Origin of the sequence: Nocardioides aestuarii, assembly GCF_039527245.1 — a bacterium.
GTDB lineage: Bacteria > Actinomycetota > Actinomycetes > Propionibacteriales > Nocardioidaceae > Nocardioides > Nocardioides aestuarii.
The window spans coordinates 647,275-660,633 of record NZ_BAAAJT010000002.1 but is presented as its reverse complement, the minus strand read 5'-3'; the positions used below and the strand labels follow the sequence as shown (position 1 = coordinate 660,633).

Here is a 13,359-nt window from a genome sequence, read left to right as displayed (position 1 = left end):
CGCGTCCGCTGAATCGGTCCAGACGAGGCCGGCGCGTACGATGGGGCGGTTCCCAACCAGTCTCGCGAGGTGTTCAGTCGTGTCCGTCGCGTCGGTCTTCCCCCGGCTCGAGCCCAAGCTGCCGTCGGTGCAGAAGCCCATCCAGTACGTCGGGGGCGAGCTCAACTCCACCGTGAAGGACTGGGACTCCGTGGCCGTCCGGTGGGCCCTGATGTATCCCGACGCCTACGAGGTCGGCCTGCCCAACCAGGGCGTGGCGATCCTCTACGAGGTGCTCAACGAGCGTGACTGGATCATGGCCGAGCGCACCTACTCGGTCTGGCCCGACCTCGAGGCCGTGATGCGCGAGGGGGACGACCAGGGCCCGATCCCGCAGTTCACCGTCGACAGCCACCGTCCGGTGAAGGCCTTCGACCTGCTCGGCATCTCGTTCTCGACCGAGCTCGGCTACACCAACCTGCTGACCGCGCTCGACCTCGCCGGCATCCCGCTCCACGCGGTCGACCGCGGCGACGACGACCCGGTCGTGGTGTGCGGCGGCCACGCCGCGTTCAACCCGGAGCCGGTCGCCGACTTCGTCGACGCCGTCGTGCTCGGCGACGGGGAGGAGGTCGTGCTCGCGATCTCCGACGTCGTCCGGGAGTGGAAGGACGAGGACCGTCCTGGCGGGCGGGTCGAGCTCCTGCGCCGGCTGTCGGTCTCGGGCGCGGTCTACGTCCCGCAGTTCTACGACGTGGCCTACGCCGCCGACGGCACCATCGAGGCGGTCGTCCCCAACAAGCCCGGCATCCCCCACCGGGTGCGCAAGCACACCTTGATGGACCTCGACGCCTGGCCCTATCCCAAGGCGCCGCTGGTGCCGCTCGCCGAGACGGTGCACGAGCGCTACTCGGTCGAGATCTTCCGCGGCTGCACCCGCGGCTGCCGCTTCTGCCAGGCGGGCATGATCACGCGTCCGGTCCGGGAGCGCTCGATCAACACGATCGGCGACATGGTCGAGAACGGCATCCGCAAGTCCGGCTTCGAGGAGGTCGGCCTGCTGTCGCTGTCCAGCGCCGACCACACCGAGATCGGTGAGGTCGCGACCGGTCTGGCCGACCGTTACGAGGGCTCCAACGTCTCGCTGTCGCTGCCGTCGACCCGGGTCGACGCCTTCAACATCACCCTCGCCAACGAGTTCTCCCGCAACGGCCGGCGGTCCGGCCTGACCTTCGCACCCGAGGGCGGGTCCGAGCGGATGCGCAAGGTCATCAACAAGGCCGTGACCGAGGAGGACCTGATCCGTACGGTCGCCACGGCCTACTCCCACGGCTGGCGCCAGGTGAAGCTCTACTTCATGTGCGGCCTGCCGACCGAGACCGACGAGGACGTGCTCCAGATCGCCGAGCTCGCCAAGAAGGTCATCGCCAAGGGCCGCGAGGTCGCCGGCCACAACGACATCCGCTGCACCGTCTCGATCGGTGGCTTCGTCCCGAAGCCCCACACGCCCTTCCAGTGGGCGGCGCAGCTCGACCACGAGACGACCGACGAGCGGCTCCGGGTGCTGCGCGAGACCGTCCGCGCCGACAAGCGTTTCGGCCGCGCGATCGGCTTCCGCTACCACGACGGCAAGCCCGGCATCGTCGAGGGACTCCTCTCGCGCGGTGACCGCCGGCTGGGTCGCGTGATCGAGCAGGTGTGGCGCGACGGCGGGCGTTTCGACGGCTGGAGCGAGCACTTCTCCTTCGACCGCTGGATGGACGCCGCCGAGCGCGCGCTCGAGGGCACCGGCGTCGACGTCGACTGGTACACCACCCGCGAGCGCGACTACGACGAGGTGCTCCCGTGGGACCACCTCGACTCGGGCCTCGACAAGGACTGGATGTGGGCCGACTGGGAGGACTCCCTCGCGGCCGCCGCCGACCCCGACTCGGTCGAGGACGTCGAGGACTGCCGCTGGACGCCCTGCTACGACTGCGGCGTCTGCCCGGAGATGGGGTCAGAAATTCAGATCGGTCCTACTGGGCAGAAGCTGCTTCCGCTCAGCGTCGTCTAGTCGGAATCGCAGTCGTTTCTGGGTGTTCAGGTTTCTCGCATTAGATGCCTCAGTGACCAGAAACGCCGGAGGTCGGGCCGTGTCAGTCCACGGACGTCGCGGTTCCCGATTGCCGGCCACCGGTGCTACGACGTTGGACATGCCACGCCGTCAGATGACAGTCACCACCGAAATCTCGATCGTCGACAGGGATGGCCGGGAGTACCCGTTCTCGCCGGACCTTCTCGATGAGTCCGGAGTGTCTTGGAACGTCAGTCCACCGGAAGATCGGCCAGCGTCAACAGCTCAGACTTCTCGCGATGCTCCAGCCAGATCAGAAAGCTCCGGTCAACCACGTTGAGTCGGCGGTTCGACTGGTCGTAGTCGAGGATGATCGGCTTGATGGCCATCTTCCCGACCTGCAGCGAAGCCGTGGAGAGCAGGGCCTGAGTGAGGTTCCCAGCGTTGATGGGGGCCTTGGGGTGGACGGTATCGATGGTCACGCGAAGGTCGCCGTACAGCAGTCCGCGCTCAAGCTCCAGGGCTGAAGCGTTGAGGACGGCGTACAAGAGCCAGCGATGCATCTCCAGCGCAGTGGTCTGAAAGCCCAGGCAATAGTTCGTGATGAACCCGTTGTATCGGGCTGAGTGGGCGTCTACGGCCGTCTTGATCAGGTCTCCGGCATCACCGGAGACATGTGTGCGCTCATCCTGAGTCGCACGGATCCCGGCATCCTCGCAGGCCTTCCGGCAGCTCTCCTGCACGACCCAGATGCTCTCGAAGCATCCGTCTAGCAGCGTCTCCTTGAACGCGGCGTCGAACTCGATGTTGAGCAGTTCCTCGCCCCCTTCAATGACCTGAAGGAGGTCGTCGCTGGTCCAGCGGTCGGCGTCGATCGTGATGACTCGGCCGGTGAGGTCGCCGTTGTGCTGGACAAGCCGGTTCTCGTCCAGCCAGACACCGACGACGATGAAGGAGTACTTGGAGTCCTCGTGGAAGGCCTTGAGGGCCACTGCGAAGTCTCGCTGAGTTTCCTCCGGAAGGTAGTGGAAGTCCTCCAACACGATGAACTGTGGCGCGTTCGCGGCATCAAGGGCGTCCACGACATCGTTGACATCGCTCGCGTCCAGCTCCATGGGAGTGCTGGTGGTCTCGGCGCCCTCGGCCTTGGTCGCCTCGGTGCCTGCCTCCGCCTCCCCCTTGGCGGCCCAGAAGTTGAGGCCTGTCTTCAGCTTCGCGTTCACCTTGAGGTCGCCGCTCACGGTCTTCGTTGATGTTCCCTCGACGACGTAGCCCACGGCCTTGAGGATCGCGCTGTGCAGCTGCCCCAGGCTCCACTTGTTGTTGCACGTCACGACGACGTACTCGCGCTCGTCCAGGTTGTACTTGCGAAGGCACGTCTTCCCCTGCTTTGAGCTGCCGTAGACCACGATGTGCTGGTCGCGCGTGAGGGCCTCCACGAAGGCGGCGTCCACGCTGTCCCGCGTCACGTAGTTCTCCGGCAGGTCGCGTGCGACGCCGTAGACCTCATCAAGCGTGTGAACATCCCGAGTCATTCGGACATGCTTGCATGGCCGTCGCGATTTCTGGGCGCGGTGGTGTCTGCCCGGAGATGAACACCGAGATCCAGATCGGCCCCACCGGCCAGAAGCTGCTGCCGCTCAGCGTCGTCTGAGGCCTACGCCGAACGGGCGAGGGTCTGCAGGAAGACGGCGAGGATCGCCACGGCGATGCCGAGCGCTGTCCCGGCAGCGACCCGCCAGCCGAGCGACGGTCGGGTGAGGGCCAGCACGACGCCGGCGGCGCCGACCCCGGTCAGCACGGCGACCCAGAGCCAGAACTCGTCGTTCTGGAAGGGGCGCGCCCCGTCGACGAGGAGCCGGGCCACCCAGGCGAGCGCCACGGAGGCGACGAACGCGACCGGGAGCACCTGCCGGGCGACGACCGGGCGCGGAGCGACGTGGGTACCCATCTCCGGAGTATGAGGCCCCGGATCGGTGTCCCGGGGCGGAATCGACTACCAGCCGTCGGTGCCCTCCCACCCCCACCGGGGGAGCGGCAGGTCGTCCGGGACGTCCTCCGGCGCGGCGTAGCGGTGGTTGAGCAGGGCCGTGCCCCAGACGAACCAGGCGATGAGCGTGTCCCGGAGGCGAAGGTCGGCGGGGATGCCGGCATCGTCGAGCGCGGCCACGAAGGCCGCGACCGCGCGCCCGTCCATCTGCTCGTGGGGCCCGTTGCCGCTGTGGACGCGCACGACGCTCGCGTGGTCGCCCACGCCACCGGAGTACGTCGCCGGCCCGCCGAGCTGCTCGGCCCAGTAGGCCGCGAGCCGCTCGGTGTGCTGGGGGTGGGTGCCCGCGTGGAAGGCGTGGGAGACGACCGGGTCGTCGAGGCAGCGGCGGTGCCAGGCCTCGGCGAGCGCCAGGACCGCCTCGGCGCCGCCCATGGCCTCGTAGACCGTGGCGTCCATGTCCGCGACGCTAGTCCCCGCCGGCGACGGCGTCGAGGGGTCATCCGGCCGCTGACGCCGTCGCTGTCGCACTCGCGGCCGTTGGGGTAGTTGGTGGTCAGCTCCACCTCCCCGCCGCCGGTGGCCATGAGCGCTCCGTCCCGGTCCCGGACCTCGGCGGTGACGGTGACCTGACCGGCACCGAACTCGCGCCCGAGGGTGCGGCGGGCGTCGACGCACGGGGACCCGTCACAGACCTCGAGGGTCACGCTGCCCCGCCGCAGTGCCACCCCCTCGGGGAAGGGTCAACGCGAGCACGCGCACCCCGGTCCGACGGCGTGGTCCCGCCGTTGGTTCCGTCGCTAGGACGGCGCCCGTCCCGACAGCGTCTCCAGGTCGCGCACCGCGAAGCCGTGGTGGGCGTGCTCCTCGTTGAGGACGGTGCGCAGGCACTGGTGGACGGTCCGTCCCGCGGTGTAGGGCGGCCAGCGGTCGTCGTCCGGCACGGGTGCGGGCGCAGCAAGGCCCTCAGGGGAGACCTCGGCGAGCCACGCCTCGACCTCGTCGGACTGTCGCCGGCGGACGGCCTGCACCTCGTCGAGACCCGGGCGGGCAGCGGGGTCGAGCCCCTGCTCCTCCTGACGGGGCACGAACGGCGAGGCCAGCCCCAACGGGGTGAGCGGCTCGGTCACCCCGAGGACGCAGCGGCGGAACCACGAGTCGTGGACGAACACGAGGTGGCGCAGGGTCTCGACCGTCGACCACTCCCCGTCGACGCGGACGTGCTCGCTGCCGTCCGGGAGGGCTTGGACGCGCTCGACCGTCGCGTCCCACGCTTCCTTCAGCTGTCGCCAGGCCTCCTGCAGGTCGGCCGGGTCCTCGGACCGGATCAGGACGCGCACGGGGTGGCGACGGTCGAGCTCCGCCTCGACGTAGGGCATCACGTCGACGCCGTTGACCACGAGGTCGGTGACGAGGCCGTCGATCTCGACGCCCTGCATGACCACCCCGACGAACCGTGCTCCGCTGAGGTCGCACTCGCGGAACTCGGCGCCGGTGAGGTCCTCGTCGTCGAAGCGTCGCACCCGCTCACCGTAGAGGGAACCGCTGACAGCCGGTCGAGGCGTCGTACCCGACCTCAGGGTCGTCCTGACGCGATTGCGCGACGCTCATGTCGGGTACGACGACTCAGCAGGACGCCGCGACGTCGAAGACGGTCCGCACCGGGCGGTGGTCGCTGACCTGCGACAGCAGGACCTCGGACCGTCGAGGGAGGAGCCGCTCGTCGGAGAGCAGGTAGTCGATCCGCTTGCGCGGCGCCCAGGCGGGGACGGTGAACCCGTCGCCGCGGCCGACCTGCGTCCAGGCGTCGACGACCCCGGCTCGGTCGAGGACCTGCAGCGCCACGCCGCCGGGCGAGGCGTTGAGGTCGCCGCCGAGGACGAAGGGACGCGGCGAGCGCGAGACGGTCCGCGCGACCTCGCGCGCCTGCCGGCGTCGCGCCGCGGGGGAGCTGTTCTCGAAGTGGGTCGCGAAGACGTCGACCGGGACCCCGTCGAGGTCGACGGTCACCCGCAGCAGGCCGCGGGGGATCGTGCCCTCGACGAACGGCAGCGCTCGGTTGCCCGACCGCACGACCGGCAGCCGCGACAGCACCGCGTTGCCGGACCAGCCGCCGCCGTACCTCCGGTTCGGCCCGTACGCCGCGTGCATGCCGGTCCGCTGGCCGAGGACCCGGGCCTGGGCGACCCCGCCGCTGCGACCGCGGCCGCGGTCGACCTCGTTGAGCACCACCACGTCGGGGGCCCACGCCCGGATCTCCCGCGCGATCCGGTCCAGTCCCGGCTCGCCGCGCGCGGTCTTGCCGAAGTGGATGTTGAACGTCATCGCGGTCAGCCGCGAGCCCTGCGGGCAGGGCGTCAGCGTGCCGCCGGGGGCGGTCGGCTGGGCGGAGGGCCGCTCCGCGTCGGGGAGTGGCTCGACGCGCGGCCACGTCGACGACACGGTCGCGGGGCGGGTCGCGGCGAGGGCGACCAGCACGCCCACCACCACGACGCCGGTGAGCATCGCGGCCAGCACCGAGACCCGGGTGCGGGTCACACGGTCACCCGCTGCCGCAGCTGGTCCTCCACGTGGAGCGGTCGGCCGACGTAGCCGGCGAGCAGCACCATGGGGGCGACCAGGGCGGTCATCAGGAGCAGCGGCGCGGTCCAGCCGCCCGTGGCCTCGTAGAGCACGCCCACGGTGAAGGGCCCGAGCGCGGCGAGCAGGTAGCCGGCCGACTGCGTGAAGCCCGAGAGGGCCGCGGTCCCGGCGGCCGTGCGGGCGCGGAGCCCGATCAGGGTCAGGACCAGCGGGAAGATCGCCGCACCGACGCCGACCAGCAGCGCCCAGAGCACGGCCAGGGAGTGGGGCGCGATCATCAGCCCGACGTAGGCGACCGGATAGCAGGCCAGGACGGCCCACAGCAGCGACCGGTGGTCCTCCCGCCGGCCGGCGAGCGTCGGCAGCCACAGCGACAGGGGGATGCTCACCGCCGCGAGCAGGCCGACGAGGAGCCCCGCAGTGACGGGGGAGAAGCCGGCGTCGCGGAACATCTGGGCGAACCAGCCGAAGCTGACGTAGGCGTGCATCGACTGGATGCCGAACAGCAGTGCCATCGCGAGCCCGAGCCGGGTGCGGGCCACGTCGGTGACGCGGACCTCGCCCATCGCGCGGGAGGCGTGCTTGTCGTGGGCGAGCAGCAGCAGCCACGGCAGCGCGGCGACCAGGGCCAGCACGGCCCACGCGCCGAGGCCCCAGCGCCAGCTGCCGTTCGCCTCCGAGATCGGCACCGTCAGCGTCAGCGCGCCGGTGAGGCCGACGGCGAGCGCGGTCGTGTAGAGCGCCGTCACGAAGCCGATGCGGTCGGGGAAGTGGAGCTTGACCAGCGAGGGCAGCAGGACGTTGGCGGTCGCCATCCCCGCCAGCGCCAGCAGCGAGTAGACCAGGAACTCGGGCTCGGTCCCCGACTCGGCCCGCAGCGACAGCCCGACGGTGACGACCGCGAGCGAGAGGAGCGTCGTCCGGTGGAGCCCGACGACGCGGGCCAGCCAGGGGGCGAGGGCACCGACGCCGGCGAAGGCCAGCACCGGCAGCGAGGTCAGCAGGCCGGCGGCGGCCGGGCCCATCTCGAGGCCGGTCGTCACCTCCTCGAGCACCGGTCCGACGCTGACGGCGGCGGGCCGCAGGTTGAGCGCGACGGCCAGCATCCCGACCAGCACCAGCAACCGGCCCTGCCACGGGGACGTGGTCGCGGGGGAGGAGGTCATGGTTCGTGCAGGATAGGTCGCGTGCGCCACGTTCCTGACATCGAGCGCCGATCGAGGCTCGTACGCCGCCACGCGCTCGGCCCCCACCGGCTGACCGACCCGCTGGCCGCGACGGAGTCCGTCGTCTGCCTCCACGCCACCGAGCCGGCGACGGTCTATCTCTCCCTCGCCGTGCGCGCCGAGGGGGTCACGGCCGACGACGTCCACCGGCTCCTCTACGACGACCGCAGCCTGGTCAAGCAGCTCGCCATGCGCCGCACGCTGTTCGCCTTCCCCCGCGACCTGCTCCCCGCCGTGTGGGGCAGCGCCAGCGCCCGCGTGGCCGAGCAGGAGCGGAAGCGGGTCGCCAAGGACGCCGTCGCCGCCGGCCTGACCGACGACGGCGACGCCTGGCTCGAGGAGGCGCGCGAGCGCGTCCTGGCGCTGCTCCGCGAGCACGGCCAGCTCGGCGCCCAGCAGATCCGTGAGGGGGTGCCGATGCTCGACGCCAAGGTCGGGACCTCGACCAACCCGGACGCGAAGTGGGCCGGGCCGGTCCAGATCGCGCCGCGCGTGCTGACCTGGCTCGGCGCCCGCGGCGACCTCGTGCGGGGCGTCAACGGGGGCCACTGGCGCACCTCCCGCCCGCAGTGGACCGCGATGCAGCCCTGGCTGGGGGAGGAGGCCGTCCCGCTCCCCGAGGCCGAGGGCTACACCGAGCTGGTCCGCCGCTGGCTCGCGCGCTTCGGGCCCGGGACCGAGAACGACGTCGTCTGGTGGCTGGGTGCGACCAAGGCGGCCGTACGCCGCGCGTTCGCCGACCTGGGGGCCGTCGAGGTGGCGCTGGACGGCGGCGCCACCGGGTGGCTGCTGCCCGACGACCTCGAGCAGGAGGAACCGGTCGACCCGGCAGCCCTGCTGCTGCCGGTGCTCGACCCCACGACGATGGGGTGGAAGGACCGCGACTTCTACCTCGACCCCGACCTGACGCCCTACCTCTTCGACTCCAACGGCAACGGCGGCACCACGGCCTGGTGGGACGGCCGGGTGGTCGGGGCCTGGGTGCAGGACGACGAGGGCCGGGTCGAGGTGCTGCTGCGCGAGGACCCGGGCCGCGACGCCCGACGGGCCCTCGACCTCGAGGCCGAGCGCCTCACCGGCTGGCTGGACGGCCAGGTCATCAGCAGCGTCTACAAGTCACGGCTGATGAAGGGCGAGCCCCTGCCCTGACCCGACGAGGAGCAGGTCACGCCTCATGTTTGTGCGTTGCACGAACATGAGGCACGAGGAGTCTCGCCCAGCGGGACGGCCCTCACTACCTTCCTGAGCACTCAGCGACCGCTGGGACCCCCACCGAAGAGTCTCGGGAGACATCCATGTCCACGATCTCGTCAACCCCGCGTGCCCCGCGCCGCGGCCGGGCCGTCACCGCGGCCGGTGCCGTGCTCGGCGCGGTCAGCCTCGGGTTCGCCCCCCTCACCCTCACCGCAGCCGAGGCCGCGCCGGCGAAGGACCGACCCGCGCCGTTGGTCGGCGCCGACCGCGCCAGCGCCATCGACGGCTCCTACATCGTCGTCATGGAGGGGCGGGCCTCGAAGTCCGAGGGCCGTGCCGCTGCCTCCGACGCCCGTGACCTCGGCGCCCGCAAGGTCCAGCGCTTCACCTCCGCCATCGAGGGCTTCAGCGCGAAGCTCTCCGACCGTGCCGTCGAGGAGCTCCGGGCCAACCCCGACGTCGCCTTCATCGAGGCCGACCAGCGGGTCTCGATCGACGCGACGCAGTCGCCGGCGACGTGGGGCCTGGACCGGATCGACCAGCGCAACCTGCCGCTCGACAACGCCTACACCTACACGCCCACGGGCCAGGGCGTGACCGCCTACATCGTCGACACCGGCGTGCTCGGCACCCACAACGAGCTCAGCGGCCGCGTCGCGTCCGGCTACACCGCGATCAACGACGGTCGCGGCACCACCGACTGCAACGGTCACGGCACCCACGTCGCCGGCACCGTCGGCGGCTCGACCTACGGCGTCGCCAAGCAGGTGACGATCAAGCCCGTGCGCGTGCTCGACTGCAGCGGCTCCGGCTCGACCTCCGGCGTCATCGCCGGCGTCGACTGGGTGACCTCCAACCACGCGGCCGGGAGCCCGGCGGTGGCCAACATGAGCCTCGGCGGCGGCGTCTCCACCGCCCTCGACACGGCCGTCAACAACTCGATCGCCGACGGCGTGACCTACGCCGTCGCGGCCGGCAACGAGAACACCAACGCGTGCAACGGCTCGCCGTCACGGGTCGCCTCGGCGATCACGGTCGGCTCGACCACCAACACCGACGCGCGCTCCAGCTTCTCCAACTACGGCTCCTGCCTCGACCTGTTCGCGCCCGGTTCGAACATCACCTCGGCCTGGTACACCTCCAACACGGCCACCAACACGATCTCGGGCACCTCGATGGCCACCCCGCACGTCGCGGGCGTCGCCGCGCTCTACCTCCAGGGTGCTCCGAGCGCCTCGCCGGCGACGGTCGCCAACGCGATCACCTCGACCGCGAGCACCGGGGTCGTCTCCGGCGCCCAGACCGGCTCGCCGAACCGGCTGCTCTACTCGCCCCTCACCGGCGGCGGCACCACGCCCCCGCCGAGCGGTGGCAACCTGCTGAGCAACCCCGGTTTCGAGTCCGGTGCGACGGGCTGGAGCGCCTCGAGCGGCGTCATCACCAGCGACTCGGGCGCCCCGGCCCGGACCGGCGCCTGGAAGGCATGGCTCAACGGCTACGGCACCAGCCACACCGACACCCTGTCCCAGTCGGTCGCGATCCCGTCGGGCGGCAGCGCCACGCTCTCCTTCTGGCTCTACGTCAGCAGCTCGGAGACCACCACCTCCACCGCCTACGACACGCTGCGGGTGCAGGTCGTCTCGGGCGGCAGCACGACCACGCTGGCGACCTACTCCAACCTCAACAAGGGGACGTCCTACGTCCAGCGCTCGCTCAACCTCTCGGCGTACGCCGGCCAGACCGTGACGCTGCGGTTCACCGGGTCCGAGGACTCCAGCCTCGCCACGAGCTTCGTCGTCGACGACACGGCGGTGACGACCGGCTGAGCCCGGGGGGACCACGGGGCTGACGGGGGCCCCGTCGCCGGAGGTGCCCGGGTCGCTGCGGCGGCCCGGGCACCGTCACGTCCGGGTCCTGCTCGCCCGGCGGACGCCGAGGCGTGCAGGTTGTCGCACTGCACGAACCTGCAACCGCCGAGGGGTCGATGCCGACGTCACGCCGTGGTTACGGTCGACGGACCCGCACCAGCGGGCCAGTCAGTTCGATCACTCTCGGGAGGAACTGCATGTCCAGCACCATCACCCGGTCGCGTCTCCGCGGCCGTCTCGTCAGGACCGCAGCCGGATCGGCTGCCGTCCTCGCGCTCGGCGCACTGACCGCCACCACGGCGGGCAGCGCCGGCGCCGCCCCCGCACCCGCCCCGGTCGACCACCGGGCACCCGTGCTCGGGGCAGAGAAGGCCGGCGCCGTCGACGGCAGCTGGATCGTCGTCCTCGAGGACGGCGCCACCCGCGCCGACACGACCGACTCGGTCCGGCAGGCCAGGGCCGACGGCGCCACCGACGTCGACCGCTACACCACCGCCCTCACCGGCTTCTCGGCGCAGATGTCCGACCGCGCTGTCGAGGAGCTGCGCGCCGACCCCGACGTCGCCTACATCGAGGCCGACCAGCGGGTCTCGATCGACGCGACCCAGTCGCCCGCGACCTGGGGCCTCGACCGGATCGACCAGCGGAACCGACCGCTGTCGAACTCCTACACCTACAACCGCACCGGCTCGGGCGTGAAGGCCTACGTCATCGACACCGGTGTGCTGGCCTCCCACAGCCAGTTCGGCGGGCGCGTCGTCGCCGGCGCCACCGCGATCAACGACGGCCGCGGCGCCAGCGACTGCAACGGCCACGGCACCCACGTCGCCGGCACGATCGGCGGCTCGACCCACGGCGTGGCCAAGTCGGTGACGATCGTCCCGGTGCGCGTCCTCGACTGCAACGGCTCCGGCTCGACCTCCGGCGTCATCGCCGGCGTCGACTGGGTGACCTCCAACCACTCCGCCGGCCAGCCGGCCGTGGCCAACATGAGCCTCGGCGGTGGCGTCTCGACCACGCTCGACAACGCGGTCGCCCGCTCGATCTCCGACGGCGTGACCTACGCCGTGGCGGCCGGCAACGAGAGCACGAACGCGTGCAACGGCTCGCCCGCCCGGGTCTCCTCGGCGCTCACGGTCGGCTCGACCACGAGCAGCGACGCGCGTTCGAGCTTCTCCAACTACGGCTCCTGCGTCGACCTGTTCGCGCCGGGCTCGAGCATCACCTCGGCCTGGTACACCTCCAACTCGGCGACCAACACCATCTCGGGCACGTCGATGGCCACCCCGCACGTCGCGGGCGTCGCCGCGCTCTACCTGCAGGGCAGCCCGTCGGCCTCGCCGGCGACGGTGTCCAACGCGATCATCACCGGCTCCACCACCGGTGTGGTCTCCAACCCGGGCACCGGTTCGCCGAACCGGCTGCTCTACTCGCTGATCGGCTGAGCTCCCTCCTCAGCGCCTGATCGGCACGAAGTGCGAGCGCACCCGGACAGGGCCCTACCCTGTCCGGGTGCGTGAGCAGCCCGAACAGCAAGCACCCCCCGTCCAGCGGATCCGGATCCGCTACGCGAAGCGCGGCCGGCTCCGCTTCACCTCCCACCGCGACTTCTCCCGGGCGTTCGAGCGGGCCCTCGTCCGTGCCCGGGTCCCGATGGCCTACTCCTCGGGCTTCAACCCCCACCCGCGGATCTCCTACGCCGGCGCCGCGCCGACCGGGTCGGCCAGCGAGGCTGAGTACCTCGAGATCGGCCTCGCGACCCGGCTCGACCCGGACGAGCTCGGTCGCGAGATCGACGCCGTCCTCCCCGACGGTCTCGACGTGGTCGCCGTCGCGGAGTCGTCGGGCGGCGCCCTGGCCGACCTGCTGACCGCCAGCCGCTGGCGGATCGACACCGACGCGCCCGCCGACGAGCTGGCCGCCGCGGTGTCCGCGTTCCTCGCGGCCGAGGAGGTCACCGTGGAGCGGATGACCAAGAAGGGGATGCGCGCCTTCGACGCCCGCGCGGCGGTCGTCTCGCTGACCGCGGACGGCTCCGGCCTCGACCTGCTGCTGCGCCACGCCGTGCCGGCCGTGCGACCCGACGACGTGCTCTCGGCGCTGCGCTCGGTCCACCCCCTCGAGACCGGTCCCGCGCCGCTGCTCACGCGGGTCGAGCAGGGCGTGCTCGACGACGAGTCCGGCGTCGTACGACCGCCGTTCGACTGATCCGCCGCGCCGACCATCCTGTCGATCGGGATGTGGTGTGCGATACTCGCCGTGGTCGACCCCCGGGTCGACCCGACGACGTTCTCGCCGGTGCACCCGATGCAGCGGCACGACGAGCGCCCGTCGTCGCCAGACCGCGACGCGGCCGGCGGAGTGGGTGACAGACCTCCGCCACGGGCCCGGCGACCGCGGTGGGTGACGCCAGGTGTCTGGTCGACGCACCTCGCGGAGGGGGTCGCCGCCACACGAAGGCTT

11 protein-coding genes are annotated in these 13,359 nt (G+C 71.5%); 5 read left to right on the top strand and 6 right to left on the bottom strand.

Translation table 11 applies throughout. From position 1 onward, the window contains the following. The first annotated feature begins 79 nt into the window (after positions 1–79). Positions 80–2,035, top strand: a complete 1,956-nt coding sequence (locus tag ABD091_RS03290) for a TIGR03960 family B12-binding radical SAM protein (RefSeq protein WP_343915718.1) — start codon at positions 80–82, stop codon at positions 2,033–2,035. A 251-nt stretch (positions 2,036–2,286) separates the two neighbouring features. Here ABD091_RS03290 and ABD091_RS03285 read toward each other — a convergent pair whose 3' ends face one another. From ABD091_RS03285 to ABD091_RS03260, 6 genes are all read right to left on the bottom strand, one after another. Next, positions 2,287–3,570 (bottom strand): hypothetical protein, encoded by a 1,284-nt coding sequence (locus ABD091_RS03285; RefSeq protein ID WP_343915717.1) that lies wholly within the window; start codon positions 3,568–3,570, stop codon positions 2,287–2,289. A 122-nt stretch (positions 3,571–3,692) separates the two neighbouring features. Then, complete coding sequence (locus tag ABD091_RS03280; protein ID WP_343915716.1) at positions 3,693–3,986, bottom strand: hypothetical protein; 294 nt, start codon at positions 3,984–3,986, stop codon at positions 3,693–3,695. 45 nt (positions 3,987–4,031) lie between these two features. Continuing rightward, on the bottom strand, positions 4,032–4,484 hold the full coding sequence (locus tag ABD091_RS03275) for a globin domain-containing protein (protein ID WP_343915715.1): 453 nt from the start codon (positions 4,482–4,484) through the stop codon (positions 4,032–4,034). Positions 4,485–4,825: 341 nt separating this feature from the next. Further along, the gene (locus ABD091_RS03270) at positions 4,826–5,548 is read right to left on the bottom strand and encodes a DinB family protein (protein ID WP_343915714.1); all 723 of its coding nucleotides are present in this window, start codon (positions 5,546–5,548) and stop codon (positions 4,826–4,828) included. A 103-nt stretch (positions 5,549–5,651) separates the two neighbouring features. Continuing rightward, positions 5,652–6,563: an endonuclease/exonuclease/phosphatase family protein gene (locus ABD091_RS03265; RefSeq protein WP_343915713.1), complete on the bottom strand. Its 912-nt coding sequence runs from the start codon at positions 6,561–6,563 to the stop codon at positions 5,652–5,654. Next, the gene (locus ABD091_RS03260; RefSeq protein WP_343915712.1) at positions 6,560–7,774 is read right to left on the bottom strand and encodes an MFS transporter; all 1,215 of its coding nucleotides are present in this window, start codon (positions 7,772–7,774) and stop codon (positions 6,560–6,562) included. The genes ABD091_RS03265 and ABD091_RS03260 overlap by 4 nt, the downstream gene beginning before the upstream one ends. Before the next feature lie 21 nt (positions 7,775–7,795). Between ABD091_RS03260 and ABD091_RS03255 the strand changes: the two genes are divergently transcribed. The 4 genes from ABD091_RS03255 to ABD091_RS03240 all read left to right on the top strand — a co-directional run bounded on the left by ABD091_RS03255 (position 7,796) and on the right by ABD091_RS03240 (position 13,104). Continuing rightward, positions 7,796–8,983 carry a winged helix DNA-binding domain-containing protein gene (locus tag ABD091_RS03255; protein WP_343915711.1) on the top strand — a complete coding sequence of 396 codons (1,188 nt, stop codon included), beginning with the start codon at positions 7,796–7,798 and terminating at the stop codon, positions 8,981–8,983. A 146-nt stretch (positions 8,984–9,129) separates the two neighbouring features. Continuing rightward, the gene (locus ABD091_RS03250) at positions 9,130–10,854 is read left to right on the top strand and encodes a S8 family serine peptidase (RefSeq protein ID WP_343915710.1); all 1,725 of its coding nucleotides are present in this window, start codon (positions 9,130–9,132) and stop codon (positions 10,852–10,854) included. A gap of 239 nt (positions 10,855–11,093) precedes the next feature. Beyond that, positions 11,094–12,341, top strand: coding sequence for a S8 family peptidase (locus tag ABD091_RS03245; RefSeq protein WP_343915709.1), 1,248 nt, complete (start codon positions 11,094–11,096; stop codon positions 12,339–12,341). A 67-nt stretch (positions 12,342–12,408) separates the two neighbouring features. After that, the gene (locus ABD091_RS03240) at positions 12,409–13,104 is read left to right on the top strand and encodes a TIGR03936 family radical SAM-associated protein (protein ID WP_343915708.1); all 696 of its coding nucleotides are present in this window, start codon (positions 12,409–12,411) and stop codon (positions 13,102–13,104) included. Positions 13,105–13,359: the final 255 nt, after the last annotated feature.

Excerpts from the sequence above, each read along its gene's own strand:
- ABD091_RS03285 (WP_343915717.1), bottom strand. The coding sequence starts at position 3,570 with ATGACTCGGGATGTTCACACGCTTGATGAGGTCTACGGCGTCGCACGC.
- ABD091_RS03280 (WP_343915716.1), bottom strand. The coding sequence starts at position 3,986 with ATGGGTACCCACGTCGCTCCGCGCCCGGTCGTCGCCCGGCAGGTGCTC.
- ABD091_RS03275 (WP_343915715.1), bottom strand. The coding sequence starts at position 4,484 with ATGGACGCCACGGTCTACGAGGCCATGGGCGGCGCCGAGGCGGTCCTG.
- ABD091_RS03260 (WP_343915712.1), bottom strand. The coding sequence starts at position 7,774 with ATGACCTCCTCCCCCGCGACCACGTCCCCGTGGCAGGGCCGGTTGCTG.
- ABD091_RS03250 (WP_343915710.1), top strand. The coding sequence starts at position 9,130 with ATGTCCACGATCTCGTCAACCCCGCGTGCCCCGCGCCGCGGCCGGGCC.
- ABD091_RS03245 (WP_343915709.1), top strand. The coding sequence starts at position 11,094 with ATGTCCAGCACCATCACCCGGTCGCGTCTCCGCGGCCGTCTCGTCAGG.